The sequence below is a fragment of the Nonomuraea sp. MG754425 genome (genome assembly GCF_021699195.1).
GTDB lineage: Bacteria > Actinomycetota > Actinomycetes > Streptosporangiales > Streptosporangiaceae > Nonomuraea.
In genome coordinates this window covers 21,732-46,272 of record NZ_SSXE01000020.1, presented here as the reverse complement: position 1 = coordinate 46,272, position 24,541 = coordinate 21,732, and the positions used below count along the sequence as shown (strand labels likewise).

Genomic DNA, 24,541 nt, shown 5'->3' with positions numbered 1-24,541 from the left:
GGGATAGAACATGTAGTGACGGAATTCTCAATGGGGGTCAGACCGCATGGACAACTACCCCCAGCGACGAACAGGCTGGTGAGATGAACGATCGCTCTGACGTCGGCACGGGGGACGTGCCGCCGGACGGGGCCCGGCGCGCGGGGAGGCCGAGCGCGAGGATGCCGGGCATGGGGATGCCGGGCGCGCCGGCGCAGGCGCTGTTCCGGCGGCTGTTCGTGATCAACGGACTGGTCTTCGCGGCCGGGACACTCGTGCTCGCGCTCTCCCCCGCCACGGTCTCCGCCCCGGTCGTGTGGGCCGAGGTGCCGGTGCTGCTGGTGGGGCTGGCGGTGATGCTGGCCGCCGACGCGCTGCTGCTGCGCCGCGGCCTGGCCCCGCTGGACGCGCTGACCGCGCTCATGCAACGCGTGGACCTGCTGCGCAGCGGAGACCGCCTGTCCGACAGCGGCAACAGCGATCTCGCCTACCTGATCGACGCGTTCAACTCGATGCTGGACCGGCTGGAGGCCGAGCGCAGCGCGAGCAGCGCGCACGCGCTCGCCGCGCAGGAGGGCGAGCGCCAGCGCATCGCCCGCGAGCTGCACGACGAGATCGGACAGAGCCTGACCGTGGTGCTGCTCGGCCTCAAGCGGGTGGTGGACCGCGCCCCCGACGACCTGCGGGAGGAACTGCACGGCGTGCAGGAGACCGTGCGCGCCAGCCTCGACGAGGTCCGCCAGGTCGCCCGCCGGCTGCGTCCCGGTGTGCTGGAGGATCTCGGGCTGCACAGCGCGCTCAGCGCCCTGGCCAGCGACATCTCCCAGATGAGCGGCATCCCGGTGACCCGCTCCGTGCAGCACGACCTGCCGGCCCTGGGCGCGGACGTCGAACTGGTCCTGTACCGGATCGCCCAGGAGAGCCTGACCAACATCGCCAGGCACGCCCGCGCCACCCGTGCCGCGCTGTCGCTCGCCGCCGAGGAAGGCCGCCTGGTGCTGCGCATCACCGACGACGGCCGGGGCGGCGCGATCCGGGACGGCGCCGGCATCAGGGGCATGCGCGAGCGCGCCCTGCTCATCGGAGCCCGCCTGACCATCGACTCCCCTCCGGGTGCGGGCACCCGCGTCAGTCTCGTCATCCCTTCGGATCGGAGTGCGACCACGTGAACAAGACCCGGATCCTGCTGGCCGACGACCACGCGCTGGTCCGCCGGGGGCTGCGGCTGATCCTCGACGCCGAGCCCGACCTCGAGGTGGTCGCCGAGGCCGCGGACGGCGCGCAGGCCGTGGCCGCGGCCACGGAGGAGACGGTGGACCTGGCCATCCTCGACATCGCGATGCCGCGCATGACCGGGCTCCAGGCGGCCAGGGAGATCTCCCGGCGGGCGCCCGGCGTGCGCATCCTGATCCTGTCGATGTACGACAACGAGCAGTACTTCTTCGAGGCGCTCAAGGTCGGCGCGTCCGGGTACGTGCTCAAGTCCGTGGCCGACCAGGACCTGCTGGAGGCGTGCCGGGCCACGATGCGCGGGGAGCCGTTCCTCTATCCCGGCGCGGTCACCGCGCTCATCCGCGACTACCTGCAGCGGGACCGCGAGGGCGAGCGCATGCCGGAGAGCATCCTGACGCCGCGGGAGGAGGAGATCGTCAAGCTGATCGCGGAGGGCAACTCGGCCAAGGAGATCGCCGAGACGCTGGTCATCAGCGTGAAGACGGTCGATCGGCACCGGGCGAACATCCTGCAGAAGCTCGGCATGCGCGACCGCCTGGAGCTGACCCGCTACGCCATCCGCGCCGGTCTCGTCGAGCCCTGATCCCGCCGGACGGCCGCTCGCGGGCCCCGGTGTTACGTTGGAGGCAAGGCATGCCCGGCACCAGCGCGAAGGATGTGGTCCCCGTGCTCTACCTCTTCGGCTTCGATCGGATCGGCGTGGCCGTGAGCGACATCTACTTCGTCGATCCCAACCCGCTCGAAGGCCAGGAGGGCGCGGAACGCGGGGTCCGGCTGGAGCTGCGCCGGCTGGCGCCCGGCGAGCTGAAGGGCTCGATCTACTCCGCCCGTCCCATCACCGTCGAACGGCCGATCTGGCGCGTCGACCTGCTCGAATCGGTCACCGGCACGCCGGGCAGCTTCGACCGCACCCACCACCACCCCGGGGTCAAGGGCTGGGAGCCGGGCCGGCGGGTGTTCGACGAGCGGCTGTCGGCGGAGCCGCTGGAGTGGCTCGGCGAGCGGCTGGCCGACCTGGAGGGCGTGCTGAAGGAGTCCGGGGTGGCGCGCGACGAGGTCACCGACGCGGACGTGACGGGTCTGCGCGAGCGCGCCCCGGAGATCGTCGAGACCGTCGGCCGGCTGCTCGGCTCCGTGCGCGCCGCCGGCCCGGGCGCGCCCGCCGGGGCCGAGCCGGCGACGAGCGTGCGGGCGAGCTGGCTGTAGCGACCACGCAGGGTCACTCCGCCTGACCGGCGCGCGCGGCGAGCTCCACCACCGCGCCGATCAGCTCCCTGCCGTTCAGCAGGACGAGGTCGTTGTGCCCGGCCCCGGGCACCTCCACGGTCGTCGCGCGGGCGGCGGCGGCCACCGCGCGGCTCAGGCGGGCGGGCACGATCGTGTCGCCGGTGCCGTACACGACGACGACCGGGGCCCGTACGGAGCCGACTGCGGCGGCGACGGGGAAGCGGTCGCGCAGCAGCGCGCGCACCGGCAGGAACGGGTAGCTGACCTGGCCGGCGTCGGCCAGGTCGGTGAACGGCGAGCGCAGCACCAGCCCGGCGGGCGGGCGTTCCAGCGCCAGCCTGGTCGCGACCGCCGCGCCGAGGCTCTCGCCGAAGTAGATCACCCAGGGGCTCGTGACGAAGTCGCGCGCGGCGAGGGCGTCGAGGAACAGGCCCTCCTCGGTCGGGCTGCCGGGGTTGCCGCCGTAGCCGCGGTAGTCCATGAGCAGCACCGGCAGCCCGTGCGCGGCCAGCGCCCTGGCCAGCGGCGCGCGGTGCGACCGGTTGCCCGCGTTGCCGCCCGTGACCAGCACGGTCACGTCACCGTCGCCGGGGACGTACCAGGCGGCGAGCCGCAGCCCGTCGCGGGTGGTGAGCGTGACGTCGCGTGCCCCCGGGAGCACCGAGGCGGCCGGGGGCACGGGGCCGCGGTCGGGCAGGTAGATCAGCCGCCGCTGGAACACCCACAGCAGCCCGAGCAGCAGGATCAGCACCGCGGCGACGATCAGGGCGGTGCGCGCGAACGTCGTCACGCCGACCACGGTACGCACGGGGGCGGCGCGGCGCACCCACGCCCCACGCCGCCCCGGACCTCAAACCAGCACACCCGCCAGAACCACGCGACACACCCCGCGCCCCAGACCAGCACACCCGCCCGAACCACGCGACACACCCCGGACCTCAGACCAGCGCGCCCGCCTGGACCACGTGGCGCACGTGGCCGGGGTCGGCCAGCACGCCGATGTCCTCCAGCGGGTCGCCGTCGAGGACGAGCAGGTCGGCGTGCGCGCCGACGGCCAGCGTGCCGATCTCGCCCGTCAGGCCGACCAGCTCCGCGGCCCCCGAGGTGGCCGCCCGCAGCACGTCGATCGGCCGCTGCACCTCGGCCCGGAGCCGGAACTCCTGCTTCTGGTGCCGGTGCATGCCGCCGAGCAGGTCGGTCCCGTACGCCATGCGCACCCCGCCGCGGGTGGCCCGCTCCAGCGCGACGAGCCCGGCTTCGAGCACCGCGTCCACCTTGCGCCAGCTCTGCTCGGGCAGCCCGAAGTCGCGGCCCTCCTCCTTGAGCGCCCAGTACGTCACGAGCGTCGGCACCAGGTACGCCTCGTGCCGCAGGAACAGCTCGACGCTGGTGTCGTCGAGCAGGTTGCCGTGCTCGACGGAGCGCACGCCCGCCTCCAGCGCCCGGTTCACGGCGCGGGCGGTGTAGGCGTGGGCGGCGACGTACCGGTTGGCGGCCTCGGCCTCCTCGACGATCGCGCGCAACTCGTCCATGGAGTACTGGGTCGAGTCGATGCGGTCGGTCGGCGAGGCCACGCCGCCGGAGGCCATGACCTTGATGTGGTGGGCCCCCTTGCGCAGCTCGTCGCGGGCGGCGGCACGGACCGCGTCCACGCCGTCGGCCACCCGGCCGACGCCCGCGCAGCACGGGTGCTCGTCCGTGAGGTGCTCGCCCCGGCCGCGGAAGTCGGCGTGGCCGCCGGTCTGGCTCAGCCCTTTGCCGCAGAACAGCAGGCGCGGGCCGCGGATGAGGCCCTCGGCCTGGGCGTCGGCCAGCCCGAAGTCCGCGCCGGACGCGTCGCGGACCGTGGTGAAGCCGCGGCTCAGCATGTCGCCCATGATGCGGGCGCTGTGGGCGGCGACGTAGGCGGGCGACATGGAGCCGAGCGAGCCCAGGTCCGCGGTGGAGGCGGTGACGTGCACGTGCGCGTCGATCAGGCCGGGCACGACCCGCGCGCCCGCCAGGTCGAGCACGCGGGTGCCGTCGGGGGCGGTCAGGCCGTCGCCGGTCTCGGCGATGCGGCCGTCGGCGCAGCGCAGGTCGGCCTCGGCGTACTCGCCGGTCGAGACGTCGAGCAGGAGCGCGTTCCTGAGCAGCAGGCTCATGCCGCACCACCGGTGAAGCCGGCGGCGGCGTCCTTGGCGAGCGCCTCGGCGGCGGCCACGGAGGCGTCGTCGTAGGTGCCCTCGGCGTGCAGGATGTTCAGCACGCCGAGCACCTCGCCGTCGTCGCCGAGCACGGGCACGTTGATGATGGAGGAGCAGCCGAGGCTCGCGATCAGCTCGTGGTCGGCGAAGATCTGCCGTACCGCGGCCTGGTCCGGGCCGAAGTACGGCCGCCGTCCCTCGATGCAGGTGGCCAGCCAGTCCTGGGCCACCTCGATCGTCTTCTCGCCGCCCACCGGGTACTGCTCGGGGTGGCTGCTGTGCACGCGGCGCAGCGCGCGCCGCTGCGGCACCCAGGCCAGCACGGTGAACAGCCGTACGCCGATCTCCCGGCGCACCCTCTCCTCCAGTTCCTCGAACCCGGTCATCTGGCCGCCTCCTCCGTCGTCGTTTCGGTCAGCTCTTCAAGTGATCGTCCTGCGGTGGACAGTCCGAACACGACCACGCACACCACTCCTGCCACCAGCACCGCCGTGGTCAGTCCGAACACGCCGGCGAAGCCCAGGCTTGCGGCCGACAGTCCGATGATCGTCGGGGCGAGGATGCTGCCGACCCGGCCGAACGCGCTGGACAGGCCGGTGCCGGTGGCGCGGATCCAGGTCGGGAAGACCTCGGGGGTGTAGGAGTAGACGCCGGCGTAGGTGCCGTTCAGGAAGAACGACAGCACCGCGCCCGCGATCGTGATCATGACGGGCGTGTCCATCTGCGACAGCCAGAACGCGCTGACCGCCGAGCCCGCGAGGTAGAGCGCGATCGTGTTCTTGCGGTCCATCCGCTCCGACAGCCAGGCCGCCGAGAAGTATCCCGGGATCTGCGCCAGGTAGATGATGATCGAGAACTCGAAGCTCTTGGTGACCGTGATGCCGCGCTGCACGAGCAGTGTGGGGATCCACGAGAAGAACCCGTAGTACGAGAACGTGATCACGAACCACACCAGCCAGATCACCGCCGTGCGCTTGGCCATGGCCGGGCTCCACAGGAAGCGCAGCGCGCTGATCAGGTTCACCTTCGGCGTCTTGACGGCGGGCGCGGCGGCGGCCTCGGGCACCGGCGGGAGCGCCTGCCCGGTCGCCTTCTCCACGCGCCGCTCCAGGTCGGCGACCACCGCCTCGGCCTCGGCCGTACGGCCCTGCTGGAGCAGGAAGCGCGGCGACTCCGGCAGCGAGCGGCGCCACCACAGCAGCATCAGGATCGGCAGCGCGGTGATCACCTGGGCGATCCGCCAGCCGTCGTCGAAGGTCGGCACCACGAAACGGCCGATCAGCGCCGCCATCACGAACCCGAACGAGAAGAACCCGGCCAGGGCCCCGATGAACCAGCCGCGCCGCTTGGCGGGCACGAACTCGGACAGGAACGGCGCGATGATCGCGCTCTCCGCTCCGGCACCGGCTCCGGCCAGCACCCGGGCGCCCAGGAACACCTCGTAGTTCGGCGCGAGTGCCGCCACCACGGAGAAGACGGCGTAGAAGGCGAGCGCATACATCATCACCTTCTTCCGGCCGATCCGGTCTCCGAGCAGGCCCGCGACGGTCGCGCCGAACAGGAATCCGAACGGCGTCGCGGACCCGATGATGCCGAGCTGGCCGTTGGACAGGCCCCAGGCCTCCTGCGCGCTGGGCAGCAGGAACGCGACGACGGCGGAGTCCATGCCGTCGAAGGTGTAGCCCAGGCCGCCGATCAGGAGCAGGACATAGTGTGGACGGCTCAGCGGGAGCCGGTCCAAACGGGCCAACAAGGTCATCGAACACACCTTTCCCCAGGTCATGGCCCTGCAAGTCGAATGCGAAGCAACATATAGTGCAGATTGGTAAAAATGCAACGGTCATTGCACGTTAGCTTCGTCGCAACCACATAGCATGGTGCGGACCGCACGACCGCATGACAGCGAACCGGCGCTCGGGAAAGGGACGAGGTGACGCGACGCCCCACGGACAGCTACGAGGACTGGCTGCGCGACCGCCTGCCCCCGCGCGGCCTGCGCGGCAAGGCCGCCGCCGTGCTGGAGGTGCTGCTCTCGCACCCGCGCCGGGCCTCGTTCGAGTCGGCCGGCGAGCTGGCCCAGATCGCCGGCGTCAACGTCGCCACCGTCACCCGCACGGCGCAGACGCTCGGCTTCGCCGGCTGGCCCTCCCTGCAGCAGGAGCTGCGCGCCCGCTACCTGTCCTCGCTCAGCGCCGGCCAGGTCGCGGCCGAGCACCGGGGCACCGGCTCGCCCAGCTCCCGCTCGCTGCGCCGCGACCTCGACGACCTGGCCCTGCTCAACCGCCGCCTCGACGAGAGCGTGCTGGTCACGATCGCCCAGGCCATCGCGGAGGCCCGGCGTACGGTGATCGTCGCCGACGGGAGCTACGCGGCCGTGGGGCTCGCGCTCGCCCACAACGCCCGGCTGGCCGGCTACCCGGTGCAGTCGGTCACGGGCGGTGACGCGGAGCTGGCCAACGCGATGGCGGTCATCGGGCAGGGCGACGTGCTCATCGCGATCAGCTTCTGGCGCCTGTACGAGAGCACGGTGCTGGCCGCCAACGAGGCCCGCTCACGCGGCGTCCGCGTCTTCGCCCTCACCGACGCGGCCAGCCCCGCCCTGGCCAGCGCCGCCGAGGAGGTCGTGATGGTGCCCGCGGAGGGCGAGGCGTTCTTCCCGTCGCTGACGGCCGGCGTCGCCGTGGCGCAGGCCCTGGTCACCCAGCTCGCCGCCATCGACCCGGCCCGTACGGGGGCCTCGATCGAGGCGGCGGAGGCGATGTGGGCCAAGTTCGGCCTGCTGCACCGCCGTCCCGCCGCGCCCGCCAAGCCCTGAGACCCGAGGCTCACCGTACGGCGGCGAGGATCAGGCTGAGCAGTTCGTCGCGCCGGTCGGCCAGGTAGAAGTGGTCGCCGGGCAGCACGTGCAGCGCGAAGCCGCCACGGGTCAGCGCGGCCCAGCCGCCCGCGTTCGAGGCGTCCACCTCGGGGTCCTTGTCGCCGATGACGGCCGTGATGGGGCAGTCGACCGGCTCGGCCGCCGGGTTGCGGTAGGTCTCGGCCAGGCGGTAGTCGGCGCGCACGATCGGCAGCACGTACGAGCGCAGCTCCGGCTCGTCCAGCACCTCGCGCTCGGTGCCGTCGAGCCGGCGCAGCTCGGCGACCAGCTCCGCCTCGGTGCCCAGATGCACGGTTCCGGGGCGGGCCAGGTTCGCCGCCCGCCGCCCGGAGACGACCAGGTGGGCGGGACGCACGCGCAACGCCGTCTCGTACGCGACCAGCGAGCCCATGCTGTGCCCGAACAGCACGGCCGGGCGGTCGAGCAGCGGGCGCATGGCCTCGGCGATCCGGTCGGCCAGCAGGCGGGCGTCGTCCACGAGCGGCTCGCCCACCCGGTCGGCCCGGCCCGGGTACTGCACGGCCCGCACCTCCACCTCCGGCGGCACCGCCCGGTGCCAGTCGCGGTAGGCCGAGGCGGCGCCGCCGGCGTGCGGGAAGCAGAACAGCCGCAGGGCGGCGTGCGGGCGGGGGTCCATCGCGTGGAACCAGGTCATGCGCTCTCCTCCGCGCCGGCGGGCGGGGGCCCCGGCGTGCTCCGATCGTAGGCCCGCGCCTGGCGGCCCGCGATCTCAGGCGTCGAGGAGCGGCTCCAGCTCGGTGACGGCGTGCTCGCGGTGCACGTCGAGCGTGCGCACCGCCTCGTCGGCGGCGCGGCGGCGCAGCGCGTCGAGGGTGGCGCGGTGCTCCTCGACCACGCGCTCGCGGTTGCCCGCGGCGCCGTAGTACATCGACCGGTAGGCGTCGGTCGTGTCCCACAGCGTGCGGATCAGCCGGGCCAGGCGCGGCATCGCGGCGCAGTCGAACAGCGTCATGTGGAACGTGCGGTTGGCGGTGGCCATGGCGAGCACGTCGCCCGCCGCCGCCGCGTGTTCGACGTCGTGCTGGGCCGCCTCGATGCGGGCGAGGTCGGCGTCGGTGAGCCGGGCCACCGCCGCCCGCACCGCCTCCTCCTCCAGGAGCTGGCGGATGCGGTAGACCTCGCGCAGGTCGTCGAGCGAGAGCACGGCGACGCAGTAGCCCTTGTGCGCCTGGTAGGTGACCAGCCCCTCGCCTTCGAGGGTCTTCAGCGCCTCGCGCAGCGGGACCCGGCTGACCTGCAGCTCCTCGGCCAGCGCGTCCTGCCGGATGGGAGCGCCGGGGCGCAGCCGGCCGGTGGTGATGGCGCGGCGCAGTTCGCCCAGCACGAACTGCTGGGCTGTGGGCGGCCTGCGTCGTGCCTCGTCCGGACTCACCGCCCCAATATCTCACGAACCCACGCCGCGTCCTGTCCGAGCGCGGGCGGCGGCCGGTGGTAGGCGGGCGGGGTGGCGCTGAGGCGGATGGGGTTGGCGACCTGCCCGACGCCGTCGAGCTCGACGGACGGCTCCAGGCCGAGGTCCTCGGCGAGGGCGAAGGCGGCGGCCAGGTCGTTGATCGGCCCGCACGGCACCCCGGCGGCGGTGAGCCGGTCGAACCACTCGTCCGCCGTGCGCTCGGCGAGGGCGGCGTCGAGGTCGGCGACCAGGCTCTCGCGGGCGGCCACGCGGCCGGGGTTGGTGGCGTAGCGGGGGTCGCGGGCGAGGGCGGGCCGGTCGAGGGCGGCGCACAGGGCCTGGAACTGGCGGTCGTTGCCGGCCGCGATCACGATCGGGCGGTCGGCGGCGTGGAACACCTCGTACGGGACGATGCTCGGGTGCCGGTTGCCCATCGCGCGCGGGACGACCCCGGCCGCCGCGTAGGCGGAGGCGTGGTTGGTGAGCGCCGACAGCAACGACGACAGGAGCGACACCTCGATCCGCTGCCCCTCGCCGGTGCTGTCGCGGTGGCGCAGCGCGGCCATGACGCCGAGCGCCGCGTGCAGGCCGGTGATGACGTCCACCAGCGCCACGCCCGCCTTGGTGCCCGGCCCGTCCGGCTCGCCGGTGACGCTCATCAGCCCGCCGACCGCCTGGGCGATCAGGTCGTAGCCGGGCAGCGCGGCGCCCGCGCCCGAGCCGAAGCCGGTGATCGAGCAGTACACCAGCCCGGGGTTGAGCTCCCGCAGGGCGTCGTGGCCCAGGCCGAGCCGGTCCATCGTCCCGGGCTTGAAGTTCTCGACGAGCACGTCGGCCCGCGCGGCGAGCGCCCGCGCCACCTGCAGGTCGGCGTCGGCCCGCAGGTCGAGGGCGATCGAGCGCTTGTTGCGGTTCACGCCGAGGAAGTACGTCGCCTCGCCGCCGGCGTACGGCGGCCCCCAGGCACGGGTGTCGTCCCCGGCCCCCGGCCGCTCGACCTTGACCACCTCGGCCCCGAGGTCGGCCAGCAACATCGTGCAGTAGGGCCCGGCCAGCACCCGGCTGAAGTCGGCCACCAGGAGGCCGGAGAGCGCACCGCTCATGCCGGCGACCCGAGGTAGACGGTGACGGTCCGGGTGTAGAACTCCCTGGCCGCGCGCCCCTGTTCCTTGGGCCCGAACCCGCTCTGCTTGGCCCCGCCGAACGGCACGTACGGGAAGGTGCCCGCCGACTCCGAGTTGACGTGCAGGACGCCCACCTCCAGCCGCTCGACCGCGCGCAGGGCCACGCCGAGATCCCGGGTGAACAGGGCCGCCGAGAGGCCGTGGTCGCTGAGGTCGGCCAGCCCGAGCGCCTCCTCGGTGCTCGACGCCCGCACGGCCCCCACCACCGGGCCGAACAGCTCGGTGCGCCAGAAGTCCACCCCGGTCCCCGGCAGGTCGAGCAGGGTGGGCGGCACGAACCAGCCGTCACGCTCCAGCGACCCGCCCCCGGCCAGCGGCCTGGCGCCTTCCCCGACGGCCTGGGCGACCCCGGCCGAGACGCGGTCCCGCGCGGCCGAGCTCACCAGGGGGCCCATCTCCACGTCGGGCGACAGCGGGTCGCCCACGACGAGCCGCGCGGCCCGCCCGGCCACCCGGTCGAGCAGTTCGTCGGCCACCTGGGAGGCGACGATGAGCCGCGAGGTGGCGGTGCACTTCTGCCCGGTCGAGCGGAACGCGCCCAGGCACACCTGCTCGGCGGCGTGGTCGAGGTCGGCGTCGGCGAGCACGATGGAGGCGTTCTTGCCGCCCATCTCCGTCTGCACCGGCTTGGCCAGTTCGCCGCAGCGCGCGATGACGGCCCGCCCGACAGCCGTGGACCCGGTGAACGACACCGCGTCCACGCCCGGGTGATCGACGATGGCCGAGCCCGCCTCCGCCTCGCCGTACACGAGGTTGAGCACCCCGTCCGGCAGGCCGGCCTCGACGAGCGCCCAGGCCAGCCGGTGGGCGAGCAGCGGCACCAGCGAGGACGGCTTCCACACCACGGTGTTGCCGTACGTCAGCGCCGGGCCGATCTTCCAGGCGGGGATGGCGATCGGGAAGTTGAACGGCGTGATCAGCCCGGCGACGCCGATCGGCTTGCGGACGACGAGCACGCTCTCGCCGGGGCGCGGGGAGGCGAAGACCTCGCCGCTGTCGCGGTCGGCCTCGCCGGCGTAGTAGCGCAGGATGCGGGCCGCGCCCCGGACCTCGGCGACGGCCTCGGCGAGCGTCTTGCCCTCCTCGCGGGCCAGTTCGGCGCCCCACGCGTCGGCGTGGCCGTCCACGAGGTCGGCGGCCCCGGTCAGGACGGCGGCGCGGGCGTGGTGCGGCGTCGCCGCCCAGCCGGGCGCGGCCTCGCGGGCGGCGGCGATCGCCCGGTCCACCTCACGCGCGGAGGCGAACCGCCCGCGCGCCACGACCTCGGAGGGCCGGGCGGGGTTGGTGTCGGCGAACTCCGCGCCCTCGCCCTCGACCCAGCGGCCACCGATGAGATTCAGAACGTCCATGGTCAACGCACCCTAACTGTGTCATATTGGATTTTCAATATTGGATCCAAAATACGGAGCCCGGCATGATCGCACCCACCGCCCTGTTCGCCCTGGACACCCTCCTCACCGACGAGGAACGCGAGATCAGGAGCACGGTCCGGCGCGTGTGCGACCGGGAGATCCGGCCGCACGTCGCCGGCTGGTTCGAGTCCGGGGAACTGCCCGCCCGCGAGCTGGCCCGCACGCTCGGCTCCGTCGGCGTGCTCGGCATGCACCTCGACGGGTACGGCTGCGCCGGCATGGGCGCGGTCTCGTACGGGCTGGCCTGCCTGGAGCTGGAGGCCGCCGACTCCGGGCTGCGCAGCCTGGTCTCCGTGCAGGGCTCCCTCGCCATGTACGCGATCTGGAAGTACGGCAGCGAGGAGCAGAAGCAGGAGTGGCTGCCCGCGATGGCGGCCGGCGAGCGCATCGGCTGCTTCGGCCTGACCGAGCCCGACTTCGGCTCCGACCCGGGCGGCATGCGCGCCACGGCCAAGCGCGAGGGCGGCGACTGGGTGCTGAACGGCACCAAGATGTGGATCACCAACGGCTCCGTGTCGGACGTGGCCGTGGTCTGGGCGCGCACGGACGAGGGCGTCCGGGGCTTCCTGGTCCCGGCCGGCACCCCGGGCTTCACCGTCAACGACGTCAAGCACAAGATCTCCCTTCGCGCGAGCGTGACCAGCGAACTGGTGCTCGACGGCGTGCGCCTGCCGGCCGACGCCATGCTGCCCGGCGCCCGCGGCCTGTCGGGGCCGCTGGGCTGCCTGAACGAGGCCAGGTTCGGGATCGTGTTCGGGGCCATGGGGGCGGCGCTGGACTGCCTGGAGACGGCCATCGCGTACGCGGGCGACCGCGAGGTGTTCGCCAGGCCGCTGTCGTCGTACCAGCTCACCCAGGAGAAGCTCGCGGACATGGCGCTGGAGCTGGGCAAGGGCCTGCTGCTGGCGGTGCACCTGGGCCGGCTGAAGGAGGCCGGGACGCTCACCCCCGAGCAGGTGAGCGCCGGCAAGCTCAACAACGTGCGCGAGGCCCTGGAGATCGCCAGGAAGTGCCGCACGCTGCTCGGCGCGAGCGGCATCACCCTGGAGTACCCGGTGATCAGGCACTCCGTGAACCTGGAGTCGGTGCTCACCTACGAGGGCACCTCCGAGATCCACTCGCTGGTCATCGGCAAGGCGCTGACCGGGATCCCGGCGTTCAAGTGAGGCTCAGAAGGTCTGCCAGGTCGCCTCGGTGACCTGGCAGGGCCCGCCCTGGTGCACCCGCAGCCGCCCGGCGGGCAGGTCGAGCCCGATCGTGGCGAGCGTCTCCCAGCGCTGGTTGAGCGGCTGCGTGAGGTCGGGATGCGCGCAGACGGGGGCGCCGTCGGGGGCGTGGCTGAGCATGGTCAGCGCCCGCCCGTTCTGGTCCGCGCCGCTCAGGCCCTCGACGTGCTCCTCCAGGTGCCGCATCCGGTCGTAGGTGGCGGGCCGCTCGGTGGCGTGCCGCTCCCCCGCCGCCAGCCCGGGGTCGAGGAAGTGGTTGCAGTGCAGCAGCACGCCGTCGGGGCCGGGCGGGATGGCCGCCACCCCGTCGGGGGAGATCTCGATCGAGGCGGCCTGCGACTCGGTGACGACCGTGATGACGGTCGAGGCCGAGACCCTGGCCGAGCGGGCGATCTCGGTCGCCTCCGCCACCGAGGACGCCTCGTCGAGGATGCGGCGGGCGATCAGGTGCACGGGCACGCCCAGGTCGGCGCTGTCGGAGTCGTGGCGCAGGATGTTGAAGTGCACGCCCAGGCCGGCCGTGGTGATACCGATCTTGGCCAGCGTCCCGGCCTCGGTGAACGTGCGCACGACGCGGCCGGAGTCCAGCTCGTACTCCCACAGCACCGGGGCGTCGCGCAGATGGTCGTGCCAGTCCCAGGTCTGCACCGTGCGCGGCGGGCCCTCCTGCGGCAGCACCACCGACGTCGAGCACTCGCCGTGACCGATCATGTCGATGGCGGCCAGGATCTCGGTGCGGGCGTTGACCACCGAGACCTGCCAGGGCTCCAGACCGGCGCCCGCCGCGATGCCGGCGATCTCGCCGGCCAGCGACGGCGACCAGGCTTCGGTGGCCTCCAGTGCCCGTTCGCCCCACGCGCGCACCTGCCCGGCGCTCGCCCCGGCGACCGTGAACAGTTCGGTGTAGCCGGTGAGGTTGGCGGCGACCCGCTCGCGCAGGTGGGTGCCGAACTCCTTGCCACGGGCCCTGGGTTCGATCTGACTGGACGTGAAAGTGGGAAATGTCATGACCTGTCCATCAACTCGGCGAGCCTCGGGTTCTCGGCGCCGGCGCAGGCGCGGACGCGGCTGTACCGCTCGGCGTCGATGTCCTGGCTCAGCTTGAACACGCTCTGCTGCGTACGAACATGCACGCGAAAGGCCACTACCCCAGGCAGCAGGGCCCGGAACCTCTCACGGGAGGCGGGCGTCGGCTCCCACGAGGGCGAGCGGGACGCCTCCGCCGCCGCGACCGTCCGCTCCACCACCTCCAGGGCGTCGTCCATCAGCTCCACCCGGCCGGTCACGTGCACGGCCGCGTAGTCCCAGGTCGGCACGGCCGGGTCGGTCCCGTACACGGTGGGCGAGACGTAGCCGTGCGGCCCGGAGAAGACGACGAGCACCTCGGGCGAGGACTCGAACGAGCGCCACTGCGGGTTCTTGCTCGCCATGTGGCCGATCAGCGTGCCATCCTCGACGCTCTCCCCCTCCAGCAGGACGGGACAGTGGGTGGCCACGGGCACGTCCTCGACGACGCTCACGACCATGGCGAACGGGTTCTCCCTGACCAGCGCGTCCACGCGGGCGGGATCATCGACGGCGTAACGGGGTGCGGTCCACATGTCGTCACTCCGCCGCGCTCAGGATGGCGTCCCACGCGACCTCGGAGGCCAGCGTGCCCAGGCCGGTGGGCTTGACCCCGGCCAGTTCGACCTCGTCGGTCGTCATCGCGAACATCGTGTCCCCGTCGGTCAGTGTGTGGAACGGCTGGATGCCCCGGTGCATCGAGCTGTGCACCTGGCGGCCCACCTGGAGCAGCTCGACGTCGGTCAGCCTGACGTTGGTGATCATCACGGTCAGCGTCGTGTTGCCCATGACGGCCGGGGCCCCGGTCAGCTCGGCGTAGTCGGCGCTCGGGTGGCGGCGTAGGCCCTGGGCGGCGTGGTAGTTGCCGCGCACGACCCGGCCCTGCCGGTCGACCACCGCGCCCACGGAGTTGACCACCGTCGCGACCAGCACCTTGATCTCACCGAACGTGCCGAACGCGGCGCCCTGCCCGGAGAACTCCGCCCGGCCGAAGTCGATCTTGCCCGCGCTCGCCGTGCGTCCCGCGCCGCACCGGCCCACCGGGAACTCGCCCTCCTTCGCCCACCGCACCGCGGCCCGGCCCAGCTCGGCGTCGGGGTAGACGGCGTTGTCACGGCAGGAGAAGTCGTAGATCACCGCCCCCGACACCAGTTGCAGCTCGTCCCACCTGGTGACGTTGTCGCGGCTGAGCAGCAGTTCGTCGCTCACGCCCGCCGCCGCGGCCAGCCCGTACACCGAACCGCCCGCCAGGCAGACGGCGTGGTTGTAGTCGTAGCCGCCGCTCATGCCGACCGCGCCGCCGCGGGCGTCCACGGCCGTGCGCGCGCCCGCCGGGAGGTGGATCACGGTGCAGCCGGTGGGGCCCTCGCCGTACTCGGCCGTGCCGACGCGCACGCCGGGCAGGTCGAACGCGACCGAGCCGCGCCCCGGGCTGGGCTGCGGGGTCAGCGGCAGGTCCGCGTTGCGCGGCACGCCGGGCGCGAACGCCGACGGCGTCGCCGGCCTGGGCTCGTACGTCACAGTGCCTCCAGAAGCTGCTTCGAGTACTCGTGGGCGGGTGCGGTGTAGAAGGTGGGCGTGTCGGCGGTCTCGACGATCTCGCCCGCGCGCATGACGGCGATCCGGTCGGCGACGTAGCGCACCGCGCCGAGGTCGTGGGAGATGAACAGGGCGCTGAAACCGTACTCCGCCTGCAGATCCTTGATCAGGTTGAGGATCTGCACCTGGACGGAGACGTCCAGCGCACTGACGGCCTCGTCGAAGACGATGAAGCCGGGCCTGGTGATCAGGGCGCGGGCGATCGAGACGCGCTGGCGCTGGCCGCCGGACAGCTCGTGCGGGTAGCGGCCGGCGAAGCCGGCGTCCAGGCCGACGTGCTCCAGCATCTCGGCGACGGCGTCGCCGGCCGGCCGGCCGAGCACGTCCAGCGGCTCGGCGACACTCTGGCCGACGCGCATGCGCGGGTTCAGCGACCAGTGCGGATGCTGCAGCACGGCCTGCATGCGGCCCGCCAGCGCGCGCCGCCGCCGGGGGAACGGGCGGCCGTCGAACCTGACCGTCCCGGCCGTGGGACGCTGCAGGCCGAGCGCGACCCGGCTGGTGGTGGTCTTGCCCGAGCCCGACTCGCCGACCAGGCCGAGCGTCTCGCCCTCGGCGACCGACAGCGAGACGTGCCGCATGGCGTCGAGGTGGATGCGCCGCAGCGGCGGCCCGGCGGCGAAGGTGACGGTGACGTCGTCGAGTTCGAGGATCACGCCGTCACCTCCCGCCGCCGGGACAGCTCCGGTTCCAGGTCGGCGGCGCGGTGGCAGAGCACGTCCTGCTCGCGGATCCGCACCGGGGCGGGACGCTCGTGCCCGCAGCGCTCCTCCGCGAACGCGCAGCGCGGGGCGAACGCGCAGCCCGGCGACGGCCCGGTGAGCACGGGAGGCCGTCCGGGGACGGGCTCCAGGCGCACGCCGTGGGCCGCGGCGGCGGGCGCGGCGCCGGCCAGCGCCGCCGTGTAGGGGTGGGCGGGATTGCCCAGCACCTCGCGGGCGGGGCCGCTCTCGACCACGCGGCCTCCGTACATGACCGCCACCCGGTCGCAGCGGCGGGCCACGGCGGGCAGGTCGTGGCTGAGCCACAGGATGCTGGCGCCCGCGTCGGCGGCCAGCGAGAAGATCACGTTCGACACCTCCTCGCGCACCTGGCTGTCCAGCGCGGCGGTCGGCTCGTCGGCGACGAGCAGTTCGGGCGAGGTGGCCATGGCCATCGCGATCGCCACCCGCTGGGCCATGCCGCCGGAGAGCTGGTGGGGGTAGGAGCGCAGCACCCGCGGGTCGTCGAGCTTGACCCGTCCCAGGTGGAAGCGCACGTCGCCGCCCCGTCCGAGCACCAGGCGGAGCTGGTTGCCGACGCGCATGGTCGGGTCGAGCGAGCCGATCGGGTCCTGGAAGACGAACCCGAGGTGCCGTCTGCGCAGGTGGCGCAGCTTGGCGTCGGGCAGGTCGAACACCGGCTCCCCCGCCACCAGCACCTCGCCCCCGGCGCGCCGGGCGGCCCGCGGCAGCAGCCGGCCGACGGCGGAGCCGAGCGTGGACTTGCCCGACCCGCTCTCGCCGACCAGCCCGACCGTCTCGCCCTGCGCCACCTCCAGGTCGGCCCCGTCGAGCGCGCGGGTGCGGGCGTAGTCGATCACCAGGTTCCGTACGGAGAGCAGGCTCATGTCAGTGACCTCGTCTCTCTGGGTTCGAGCCGGTCGCGCAGCCCGTCGCCGACCACGTTGATCGCCAGGATGGCCGCCACGAGCACCACGCCGGGGCCGAGGATCAGCCACGGCGCGGCGATCATGTACGTGCCGCCCTGCTGGATGAGCACCCCCAGGGACGCCTGCGGCGGCTGCACCCCGAAGCCGAGGAAGCTCAGCCCGCCCTCGACCGCGATGCCGACCGACAGCGCGTACGTGCCCTGCACGGCGATCGTGCCGGCCACGTTCGGCAGCACGTGCCGGACCAGCACGCGCGGCAGCCCGGCCCCGCTGATCACGGCGGAGGTGACGTAGTCGCGCTGCGCCACGGCCACGGCGGCGGCCCGCACCAGCCGGGTCATCAGCGGGATCGTCACCAGCACGATGCTGGCCAGCGCCGCCGTCTGCCCGGGGCCGAGCACGGCCGCGACCAGGATGGCCAGCACGATGGCGGGGAAGGAGTAGAGCACTTCCACCAGGCGCATCACCAGCTCGTTCAGGTAACCGCCACGGTATCCGGCGAGGATGCCGAAGGCCGCGCTCAGCACCGCCGTGACCAGCACCGCGACCGACGAGAGCAGCAGCGTGGTGCCGACGCCCTCCATGACGCGGGGCAGCACCGAGCGGCCCAGGTTGTCGGTGCCGAGCCACCAGCCCGGCCCCGGCGGCTGCAACCGCGGGCCGACGATGGCGTCCGGGTCTCCCCCGGCCCCGGCCGGCGAGCCCAGCGCGAACAGCACCAGGACGAGCAGGCAGGCGAGCCCGCCGATGGACAGCCGGTCCAGCTTCCTCACGAGCGCCTCCCCGCCAGCACGCCGAGCCGGGGGTCGATCGCCCCCACGAGCAGGTCGATCAGCACGTTCATGACGATGAACACCCCGGCCGCCAGCAGCACCCCGGCCTGCACGACCGCGTAGTCCCGGCGGCCGACGGCCTGCACGATGTACGAGCCGACGCCCGGCAGGTTGAACACGTGCTCCACGATCAGCGCGCCGCCCAGCAGGTACGCCACCGTCGTGCCGATCAGCGTGACCACGGGGGTGGCGGCGTTGCGCAGGATGTGGTGCCTGACGATGGACCACGGCGACTCCCCGCGCCCGACGGCGGCCGTCACGTACGGCTCGACCAGCACGCCCATGACCGCGTCGCGGGTGGTGCGGGCGGTCACCGAGATGGCGAAGACCGACAGCACGGCCGCCGGCAGGATCATCGTGGCCAGGTTCGCGGCCGGGTCCTGGGTGAGCGGCACCCAGGAGCCGACCTTCAGGCCGAGCGCGTACCGGGAGAAGACGAACACCACCAGGCTGCCCAGCACGAACTCCGGCACGCTGACGCCCAGCCCGCTGAGCAGCCGGCCGGCCGCGCCGCCGCCCCCCGGACGGGCGCGCACGGCGGTGAGCACGCCCAGCGGCACCCCGAGCAGCACGCTCGCCGCCACCGCCAGCACGGTCAGCTCGGCCGTCACCGGCAGGCGGGCCAGCAACTCGGCCCCGACCGGCTGGCGGCTGATCATCGAGATGCCGAAGTCGCCGCCGGACACGGCCGCCAGCCAGTGCCCGTACTGCATGAAGACCGGCTGGTCGAGCCCGTAGCGGGTGGCCAGTTCGGCCTTCTGCTCGGCGGTGGCGAACGGCCCGAGCACCGTCTCCGCGAAGCCGCCGGGCATCAGGCGCACGGCCGCGAAGATCAGCACGGAGACGCCCAGGAGCGTGGCGGCCGAGCTGAGCGCCCGGCCGGACCACCACATCAGCAGCCGCATGGCTACCGGGACTTCTTCACGCGGGCGTCGGCGACCAGGCGCAGCACGTTGCCGTAGCCCTCGGTGGCGTACAGGCTCGGGCTGAGCGCGTCGGTTCTGAAGGCGACCGTGGCCGGGCGGGTGACCAGCGGGATCATCTGCGCGTCCGCGTCGGCCTGCGCGCACACCTCGGCCAGCGCCCGGTCCCGGGCGGCCCCGGCGGGTTCCTTGCCGGCCGCGTCGATGGCCGCGCTGAGGGCGGGGTCGGGCCGCATGAAGCCGGCGTTGAAGCCGGCCGTCTCCGGGTTCCACCACTTGGTGACCATGCCGGGGTCGGCGTAGCCGGCGAACCAGGACAGGGCGGCGTCGAACTCGGCCGGGGCCTTGCCGTACACCTTGCCCGACCAGCTCGCCTCGTCCATCTGCTCGATCTTGACGGTGATGCCGGCCTGCTGGAGGTTCTGCTGGATCACCTGGGCGACGGCCGGGGCCGGCTCGGTGTTGAAGATGGTCAGGGTGAACGACAGGTTCTCCGCGCCCGCCTCGGCCAGCAGCCGCTTGGCCTCGTCGGGGCCCTTGGCGGCCGACGGCAGCGCGGCCGGGTCGCAGGAGCCGGGCAGGCCCGCCGGCGTGACGGCGGTGGGCTCGCCCTTGCCGCCGAGCGCCACCTCGGCGATCTGCTTGGTGTCCAGCGCGATGTTGATCGCCTGACGCACCTTGGGGTCGGCCAGCTTGGAGCCCGGCTTCAGGCTGTTGAGCATCAGGTAGTAGAAGTCGGTGGTGGCCTGGGTGACGACCTTGACGTCCGCGGCGCCGGCCAGCATCGACTCGGAGTCCACGTTGCCCAGCGTGGCCAGGGCGGCGCCGCCGTTCTGCAGCGCGGCGATGCGCGCGGCCTCCTCAGGGGCGATCGTGATGTTCAGGACGTCGGCGGCGGGCTTGCCCTGGTTCCAGTACGCGTCGTTGCGCCTGAACGTCCACGACACGTCCTGGCGGTGGTCCTCGACCACGTACGGGCCGGTGCCGAGCAGGGTGGTGGCCGGATCGACCGACTTGTCGTCGATCTCCTTCATCGGCAGGATCGCGGCCGGCACGTTGGCCAGCGCCGCCAGGAACGGCGTGTACGGCTCCTTCAGCGTGACCTTGACCTTGCCGTCGCCGTCCTTGGCGATCTCGTCCACCGGGCCGAGCTGGCCGACCCACACCGACTTCGAGGCCAGCAGCCGCTTGAGGCTGCCCACGACGTCGTCGGCGGTCAGCTTCCTGCCGTTGGAGAAGGTGACGCCCTCGCGCAGGTGGAAGACGTAGGTCCGGTCGTCGGGAGTGTCCCACTTCTCGGCCAGCAGCGGCTGGATCGCGAAGTCGGGGCCGACGGTGACCAGCGTCTCGTAGGACAACGAGAGCAGTTGCCAGGTGGTGGCCACGTCGGCGAGCTGGGGGTCGTAGCCGGTGGCGGCGCCGCTGTCGATGTGCACCTGGACGTTCAGCGTGCCTCCCGGCGCGAGCGCCTGGTCGGCGACGGCCAGATAGCCGGGCGCGGCGCTCTCCTGGGCGGCGTCCGTCGGGGTGGTGATCGGTCCGGTGGCGGCGCAGGCCGACGCCAGCAGGGCTGCCGCGACACCGCAGGCCAGGCGTAGGGGACGCATGGGCCTCTTCTCCTCTTAATGGCAGGACGAGCGTTCCGAGGCGCTCGGCGGGACGTCGAGCGTCGGGTTCCGGTCGAAGAACCCGACCGGCTTGAGTACGAACCCGCAGGTGTCGACCGGCATGATCGGCCAGTCCTCGGTGCGGGGGAAGTGCGTCAGGCCGAACGTGTGCCACAGCACGATGTCCTGCCCGTCGATGTCGCGGTCGGCCCTGGTGTAGGCGGGCAGGCCCGCGCCGCCGGGATGCTGGTTGACCAGGTCGCCGGCGGGATAGCGCTCCGCGGGGTGGTAGCGGGTGACCCACAGGTGGCTGGTCGCGAACTCGGCCCTGCGGTGGATGCTGGAGCCCGGCGCGGCCATCAGGGTCGGCCTGCCCTCGGCGTGCAGCGCGTAGCCGACGGGGCGGCCCAGCCGGTTGCGCACCTCGGGGTTGACGACGTGCCAGGTGCGCTCCGCCTTCAGGTCGGCGTCGCGCCTGGCCTCCCGCTCGGTGCGCAGCCGGGTGACGGCGCGGCCGAACGCGTTGCCGTGCCCGGACTCGATCGGCCTGGCCTCGATCTCGTCCACGGCGTTGGCCACGCCGTCCACCGTCATGTCCAGCCGGGCGCTGAACAGGTGCTGGTGGTACGGCGCGGCCAGCCCCGGGGCCACCTCCGACGCGTACGGGGCGGCGCGGTCGTCGTAGACGCCGGTGAAGACGATGCCGGTGGCCTTGACCTCCAGCTCGATGGCTCCGTCGAGGTAGAGGTACCAGTAGAAGCCGTAGTCGTAGTTGCCGACGGTCACGAAGAACGAGATCACCAGACGCCGCTGCCTGCGGGTCTCCCTGGAGCCGTTGGCCGGGTCGGTGTGCTTCCACAGCACGCCGTAGTCCTCTTCGTGCATGCAGACGGCGTTCTTGATCACCTTGGGCGTGCCCGCGCCGTCGGTGACGACGACGTCGAAGTAGGTGATCTCGCCGAGGCAGTCGCAGCCGAGTTCCAGGGAGTTGGCGAGCTTGCCGAGCTGGTACTCGCCGGTGTCGAAGTAGTTCTGCCAGAAGCGGATCGGGCTCGGGTCGCCGTACGGGACCACCATCTCGGCCACCGACGCCCGGTAGACGATCGGCCTGGTGCGCCCGGCGTCGTCGAAGCCGATCCGGTGCAGGGTGAGGCCCTCGCGCATGTCGTAGCCGAGGCGCAGGCTCCACTTCTCCCAGGTCACCAGCGGGCCGTCGATCGTGAAGCTGGGACCGTCCGGCTGGGTGATGTGGATGGGCTTCTGCGTGGTGCGGTGGGGGCCGTCGGTGTAGTCGCCCGGCTCCTGCGGGATCGGCTGGGGGCCGGTGTCCACGATCTCCAGGACCTCGCCCTTGACCAGGTCGATGTAGGCGACCAGGCCGTCCACGGGGTGTGCCCACGGGAGGCTCTCGGGCGTCGGCATCCGGTGCGCCAGCACCCTGGCCACCCGTCTGCCCGCCTCGTCCGGCAGCCCGAAGTGACCGGCGCTGAGGGCGGCGAGATAGACGCCCGCCGGGTCCTCGATCCCGCGCGTGGCCAGGGCCGCGGCCCAGCCGGGGTGCGCGCCGAGCACCCGGCGCACCAGCGCGTGCTCCTCGTCCAGCATCGGCACCTGGCCGTCGGTCAGCGGGTCGATCGGGGCCACGCGCTCCACCTCGCCCCGGCCGAGCGACACGATGACGTCGTGGGCGGCCTCGGTCTCCAGGTCCAGCAGGTACGCGCGGGCCCGGCGGTCCGGACGGGCGCCGCCGCCCTCGTAGGCCAGCACCTCGTCCTTCGGCGGCTCCTCCAGCCCGAGGTAGGCCACCCGGACCGTGCTGGTGAGCCGGCCCTCCGTCGTGAGGACGCGTCTGACCTCGTCGATCTCCCGCGCGGCGAGCGGGTCGAGCGGGTGGGGGTGCTTCCCGGCGGACAGGTGCAACGTTCGGCCCCTTTCAGATGCCGGAACGTTCCGGCAAGTTTCGCGCTAACTTAATTGCGATGACCGGAGGGCACAAGACCTGGAGCCCAGGCGAAACACATCGTTTACCGGAACCGCCGCCGCCGGGCGCGGGAATGACCGGCCGGAAGGACGGCTACCATCGGGGCGTGCGAGCAGACGAGCCGGTCACCATCCTCACCGTGGCCCGCGAGGCGGGGGTGTCCAAGACGACGGCGTCCGACGCGCTGCGCGGCTCCGGGCGGGTGTCCGAACGCACCCGCGAGACCGTCGCCGCCGTGGCCGAACGGCTCGGCTACGTGCCCAACGGCTCGGCCCGCCACCTGCGCCGGGCCAGCACCGGCACGATAGGGCTGCACGTGCCCGAGGTGCTGACCCGCTCGGCGTACTACATGTCGTTCGTGTTCGGCGTGGTGGAGCAGGCGGCGCGGCACGACTACGACGTCACCCTGATCACCTCGGGCCAGCACCGCGCCCGGCCGCCACGCGTGGACGGGCTGGTGCTCGGCGACCCGCTCGGCGGCGACCCCGTGGTGGAGAACCTGATGGCCACGGGCCTGCCGACGGTCTCGTGCGAACGTTTCCCCGGCGCGCGGCAGGCCGACGGAGTGGTGTGGTCGGAGCACGCGGAGATGCTCGCCCGGCTGCTCGGCCACCTGCGCGCGGCCGGCGCGGCGCGGCCGGCGCTCATCGTGGCGGGCGACGAGAGCGACTGGGCGGCCGGGGTGCACCGGGGCTATCTCGGCTGGTGCGCCGCCCAGGGGGTGGCGCCGCTGGTGCGCCGGGTGTCGTTCGACGCGACCGGCGACGAGATCCGCGCCGCCGCCCGCGCCCTGCTCGGCCCCGGCTCGCCGATGGACGCCCTGGTGTGCGCGCCGGCCGGGGCCGCCACCGAGGTCGCGCCGCTGCTGCGGGAGTCGGGGTCCGGCGTGCTGCTCGCCTCGTGCGTCGACAGCGCCGCCACCCGGATGGCCGACCCGCCGATCACGTCGATCGACCTGCGCCCGCGCGAGGCGGGGGCCAGTTGCGCGGAGCTGCTGTTCGAGCTGATCTCGGGGGCCGCGCTGCCGGGCACGGAACGCCTGCACGCGATAGAACTCCAACTCCGCACCTCCACCGATCCTCTCCGGTAGTGGAAGGGGGAGATCGCGGCGTGGGCGGGAAGAGGGACAAGCCGTTCAAGCCCGTGCGGCCGAGCGCCGGCAGTCAGGCCGGCGGCGGCCGGCGCGAGGGCGGCACAGGCGAGTGACGGCTGACCAGGTGGAGGCGCTGATCCGTCAGGTCAGCGCGGTCTCTCCTGCGGGCGAGCGGGTGTACGACGCCTTCCGCGCGGTGCCCCGCCACCTGTTCGCCCCGCCGGTCGGCCTGGTGGACGCGGACGGCGGAGGGAAGCGGGTCATCGACCGCGACGCCGACCCGCAGGACTGGCTGCGTGCCGTCTACCTCGACACGGCCATCGTCGCCCAGCTCGACGACGGCGCCACCGACATCAGGACGGCCGAGGGCGACTTCACGTCGTCGGCGTCCGCGCCGGGCACGGTTGCGGACCTGCTGGAATGGCTGTCCCCCGAGCCCGGTCAACGCGTGCTGGAGGTCGGTACGGGCACCGGCTGGACCGCTGCGCTCCTGTCCCATCTGGTCAGCCCCGCCGGGGCGGTGACGTCGATCGAGGTGGACCGGACGGCGCGGCGGCCGGAGGACAAGCACTGGTCCGAAACGGACGTCGTCCCGCGTACCCTCGCCTACGCCCCCGCAGGGGCGGGCCTGGCGATCTCGGCGCTCACGGGGGTCGGCTCCGTGTACGCCGACGACCGGGACGAGGACGGCGAGGTGTTCCGGCTGTGGCTGTCCGACCCGGTGGACCCTCATTCGTGGGGCACGGTGGAGTGGCGGCCCGGCGAGACCGGGCACGAGGTCTACCAGGTGGGCGACCGGCCTCTGTGGGACGAGGTCACCGACGCCTTCTTCCGGTGGGTGTCGTGGGGCGAGCCCGGCCCCGGACGGTTCGGGATGACGGTCACCCCGGACGGGCAACGCGTCTGGCTCGACACCCCCGACCACGTGCTCTGACTCCCGCAGCGGTGGCTGTCCGCGCCCCTCATGCCGGACGCGGCGGACCGCGCCCGGCGGGCGAGGGAAGCGTTCACCCAGGGCCGCGAAGGGTGTCGAGTGCCCTGCGGCGCGGT

General features: G+C 73.2%; 24 protein-coding genes. 7 read left to right on the top strand and 17 right to left on the bottom strand.

The genetic code is table 11. The annotated features are described in order from the left end of the window. The first annotated feature begins 83 nt into the window (after positions 1–83). From FAF44_RS09965 to FAF44_RS09955, 3 genes are read left to right on the top strand one after another with little or no spacing between them, the layout of a single operon-like run. Positions 84–1,148, top strand: a complete 1,065-nt coding sequence (locus FAF44_RS09965) for a sensor histidine kinase (protein ID WP_308193308.1) — start codon at positions 84–86, stop codon at positions 1,146–1,148. Continuing rightward, positions 1,145–1,795 carry a response regulator transcription factor gene (locus FAF44_RS09960; protein ID WP_237102775.1) on the top strand — a complete coding sequence of 217 codons (651 nt, stop codon included), beginning with the start codon at positions 1,145–1,147 and terminating at the stop codon, positions 1,793–1,795. Before FAF44_RS09965 ends, FAF44_RS09960 begins: the two co-directional genes overlap by 4 nt. A gap of 50 nt (positions 1,796–1,845) precedes the next feature. Further along, positions 1,846–2,418 (top strand): hypothetical protein, encoded by a 573-nt coding sequence (locus FAF44_RS09955; RefSeq protein ID WP_237102774.1) that lies wholly within the window; start codon positions 1,846–1,848, stop codon positions 2,416–2,418. Between the two features lie 13 nt (positions 2,419–2,431). On the opposite strand, the gene FAF44_RS09950 is transcribed toward FAF44_RS09955, so the two are convergent. From FAF44_RS09950 to FAF44_RS09935, 4 genes are all read right to left on the bottom strand, one after another. Next, positions 2,432–3,229: an alpha/beta hydrolase gene (locus tag FAF44_RS09950; protein ID WP_237102773.1), complete on the bottom strand. Its 798-nt coding sequence runs from the start codon at positions 3,227–3,229 to the stop codon at positions 2,432–2,434. 148 nt (positions 3,230–3,377) lie between these two features. Then, positions 3,378–4,583, bottom strand: a complete 1,206-nt coding sequence (locus tag FAF44_RS09945) for an amidohydrolase family protein (RefSeq protein WP_237102772.1) — start codon at positions 4,581–4,583, stop codon at positions 3,378–3,380. Continuing rightward, positions 4,580–5,011 (bottom strand): GAF domain-containing protein, encoded by a 432-nt coding sequence (locus FAF44_RS09940; RefSeq protein WP_237102771.1) that lies wholly within the window; start codon positions 5,009–5,011, stop codon positions 4,580–4,582. The genes FAF44_RS09945 and FAF44_RS09940 overlap by 4 nt, the downstream gene beginning before the upstream one ends. Then, positions 5,008–6,384: an MFS transporter gene (locus tag FAF44_RS09935; RefSeq protein WP_237102770.1), complete on the bottom strand. Its 1,377-nt coding sequence runs from the start codon at positions 6,382–6,384 to the stop codon at positions 5,008–5,010. The genes FAF44_RS09940 and FAF44_RS09935 overlap by 4 nt, the downstream gene beginning before the upstream one ends. A 171-nt stretch (positions 6,385–6,555) precedes the next feature. Between FAF44_RS09935 and FAF44_RS09930 the strand changes: the two genes are divergently transcribed. After that, positions 6,556–7,440: a MurR/RpiR family transcriptional regulator gene (locus FAF44_RS09930; protein WP_237102769.1), complete on the top strand. Its 885-nt coding sequence runs from the start codon at positions 6,556–6,558 to the stop codon at positions 7,438–7,440. 10 nt (positions 7,441–7,450) lie between these two features. Here FAF44_RS09930 and FAF44_RS09925 read toward each other — a convergent pair whose 3' ends face one another. The 4 genes from FAF44_RS09925 to FAF44_RS09910 all read right to left on the bottom strand — a co-directional run bounded on the left by FAF44_RS09925 (position 7,451) and on the right by FAF44_RS09910 (position 11,450). After that, positions 7,451–8,158, bottom strand: coding sequence for a thioesterase II family protein (locus tag FAF44_RS09925; RefSeq protein WP_237102768.1), 708 nt, complete (start codon positions 8,156–8,158; stop codon positions 7,451–7,453). A gap of 75 nt (positions 8,159–8,233) precedes the next feature. Next, on the bottom strand, positions 8,234–8,896 hold the full coding sequence (locus FAF44_RS09920; protein ID WP_237102767.1) for a GntR family transcriptional regulator: 663 nt from the start codon (positions 8,894–8,896) through the stop codon (positions 8,234–8,236). Continuing rightward, complete coding sequence (locus FAF44_RS09915) at positions 8,893–10,020, bottom strand: CaiB/BaiF CoA-transferase family protein (RefSeq protein ID WP_237102766.1); 1,128 nt, start codon at positions 10,018–10,020, stop codon at positions 8,893–8,895. Before FAF44_RS09915 ends, FAF44_RS09920 begins: the two co-directional genes overlap by 4 nt. After that, positions 10,017–11,450 carry an aldehyde dehydrogenase gene (locus FAF44_RS09910; protein WP_237102765.1) on the bottom strand — a complete coding sequence of 478 codons (1,434 nt, stop codon included), beginning with the start codon at positions 11,448–11,450 and terminating at the stop codon, positions 10,017–10,019. The genes FAF44_RS09915 and FAF44_RS09910 overlap by 4 nt, the downstream gene beginning before the upstream one ends. Before the next feature lie 65 nt (positions 11,451–11,515). Between FAF44_RS09910 and FAF44_RS09905 the strand changes: the two genes are divergently transcribed. Next, entirely contained in the window at positions 11,516–12,679 is a 1,164-nt protein-coding gene (locus FAF44_RS09905; protein WP_237102764.1) for an acyl-CoA dehydrogenase family protein, read from the top strand. A 3-nt stretch (positions 12,680–12,682) separates the two neighbouring features. Here FAF44_RS09905 and FAF44_RS09900 read toward each other — a convergent pair whose 3' ends face one another. From FAF44_RS09900 to FAF44_RS09860, 9 genes are read right to left on the bottom strand one after another with little or no spacing between them, the layout of a single operon-like run. Then, a complete protein-coding gene (locus FAF44_RS09900; protein WP_237102763.1) occupies positions 12,683–13,747 on the bottom strand; it encodes a C45 family peptidase in 1,065 nt (354 codons plus the stop codon). Beyond that, positions 13,744–14,340 carry an FMN-binding negative transcriptional regulator gene (locus FAF44_RS09895; RefSeq protein WP_237102762.1) on the bottom strand — a complete coding sequence of 199 codons (597 nt, stop codon included), beginning with the start codon at positions 14,338–14,340 and terminating at the stop codon, positions 13,744–13,746. The genes FAF44_RS09900 and FAF44_RS09895 overlap by 4 nt, the downstream gene beginning before the upstream one ends. A gap of 4 nt (positions 14,341–14,344) precedes the next feature. Continuing rightward, positions 14,345–15,325 (bottom strand): P1 family peptidase, encoded by a 981-nt coding sequence (locus FAF44_RS09890; protein WP_237102761.1) that lies wholly within the window; start codon positions 15,323–15,325, stop codon positions 14,345–14,347. Beyond that, positions 15,322–16,059, bottom strand: a complete 738-nt coding sequence (locus tag FAF44_RS09885; protein ID WP_237102760.1) for an ABC transporter ATP-binding protein — start codon at positions 16,057–16,059, stop codon at positions 15,322–15,324. The genes FAF44_RS09890 and FAF44_RS09885 overlap by 4 nt, the downstream gene beginning before the upstream one ends. After that, positions 16,056–17,012, bottom strand: a complete 957-nt coding sequence (locus tag FAF44_RS09880; protein WP_237102759.1) for an ABC transporter ATP-binding protein — start codon at positions 17,010–17,012, stop codon at positions 16,056–16,058. The genes FAF44_RS09885 and FAF44_RS09880 overlap by 4 nt, the downstream gene beginning before the upstream one ends. Then, entirely contained in the window at positions 17,009–17,827 is an 819-nt protein-coding gene (locus FAF44_RS09875; RefSeq protein ID WP_237102758.1) for an ABC transporter permease, read from the bottom strand. The genes FAF44_RS09880 and FAF44_RS09875 overlap by 4 nt, the downstream gene beginning before the upstream one ends. Continuing rightward, complete coding sequence (locus FAF44_RS09870) at positions 17,824–18,792, bottom strand: ABC transporter permease (RefSeq protein WP_237102757.1); 969 nt, start codon at positions 18,790–18,792, stop codon at positions 17,824–17,826. Before FAF44_RS09870 ends, FAF44_RS09875 begins: the two co-directional genes overlap by 4 nt. 2 nt (positions 18,793–18,794) lie before the next feature. Then, positions 18,795–20,417, bottom strand: coding sequence for an ABC transporter substrate-binding protein (locus tag FAF44_RS09865; protein WP_237102756.1), 1,623 nt, complete (start codon positions 20,415–20,417; stop codon positions 18,795–18,797). Positions 20,418–20,432: 15 nt separating this feature from the next. Next, positions 20,433–22,337 carry a primary-amine oxidase gene (locus FAF44_RS09860; RefSeq protein WP_237102755.1) on the bottom strand — a complete coding sequence of 635 codons (1,905 nt, stop codon included), beginning with the start codon at positions 22,335–22,337 and terminating at the stop codon, positions 20,433–20,435. A gap of 167 nt (positions 22,338–22,504) precedes the next feature. On the opposite strand from FAF44_RS09860, the gene FAF44_RS09855 reads away from it, so the two are divergent. Both FAF44_RS09855 and FAF44_RS09850 read left to right on the top strand, forming a co-directional pair. Then, complete coding sequence (locus tag FAF44_RS09855; RefSeq protein WP_237102754.1) at positions 22,505–23,488, top strand: LacI family DNA-binding transcriptional regulator; 984 nt, start codon at positions 22,505–22,507, stop codon at positions 23,486–23,488. Positions 23,489–23,600: 112 nt separating this feature from the next. Further along, positions 23,601–24,425 (top strand): protein-L-isoaspartate O-methyltransferase, encoded by an 825-nt coding sequence (locus tag FAF44_RS09850; protein WP_237102753.1) that lies wholly within the window; start codon positions 23,601–23,603, stop codon positions 24,423–24,425. The last annotated feature ends 116 nt before the right edge of the window (positions 24,426–24,541 follow it).

Bases quoted from the DNA above. Each gene is read 5' to 3' on its own strand.
- FAF44_RS09965 (WP_308193308.1), top strand. From the start codon at position 84: ATGAACGATCGCTCTGACGTCGGCACGGGGGACGTGCCGCCGGACGGG.
- FAF44_RS09955 (WP_237102774.1), top strand. From the start codon at position 1,846: ATGCCCGGCACCAGCGCGAAGGATGTGGTCCCCGTGCTCTACCTCTTC.
- FAF44_RS09945 (WP_237102772.1), bottom strand. From the start codon at position 4,583: ATGAGCCTGCTGCTCAGGAACGCGCTCCTGCTCGACGTCTCGACCGGC.
- FAF44_RS09940 (WP_237102771.1), bottom strand. From the start codon at position 5,011: ATGACCGGGTTCGAGGAACTGGAGGAGAGGGTGCGCCGGGAGATCGGC.
- FAF44_RS09935 (WP_237102770.1), bottom strand. From the start codon at position 6,384: ATGACCTTGTTGGCCCGTTTGGACCGGCTCCCGCTGAGCCGTCCACAC.
- FAF44_RS09925 (WP_237102768.1), bottom strand. From the start codon at position 8,158: ATGACCTGGTTCCACGCGATGGACCCCCGCCCGCACGCCGCCCTGCGG.
- FAF44_RS09915 (WP_237102766.1), bottom strand. From the start codon at position 10,020: ATGAGCGGTGCGCTCTCCGGCCTCCTGGTGGCCGACTTCAGCCGGGTG.
- FAF44_RS09910 (WP_237102765.1), bottom strand. From the start codon at position 11,450: ATGGACGTTCTGAATCTCATCGGTGGCCGCTGGGTCGAGGGCGAGGGC.
- FAF44_RS09905 (WP_237102764.1), top strand. From the start codon at position 11,516: ATGATCGCACCCACCGCCCTGTTCGCCCTGGACACCCTCCTCACCGAC.
- FAF44_RS09900 (WP_237102763.1), bottom strand. From the start codon at position 13,747: ATGACATTTCCCACTTTCACGTCCAGTCAGATCGAACCCAGGGCCCGT.
- FAF44_RS09895 (WP_237102762.1), bottom strand. From the start codon at position 14,340: ATGTGGACCGCACCCCGTTACGCCGTCGATGATCCCGCCCGCGTGGAC.
- FAF44_RS09880 (WP_237102759.1), bottom strand. From the start codon at position 17,012: ATGAGCCTGCTCTCCGTACGGAACCTGGTGATCGACTACGCCCGCACC.
- FAF44_RS09870 (WP_237102757.1), bottom strand. From the start codon at position 18,792: ATGCGGCTGCTGATGTGGTGGTCCGGCCGGGCGCTCAGCTCGGCCGCC.
- FAF44_RS09865 (WP_237102756.1), bottom strand. From the start codon at position 20,417: ATGCGTCCCCTACGCCTGGCCTGCGGTGTCGCGGCAGCCCTGCTGGCG.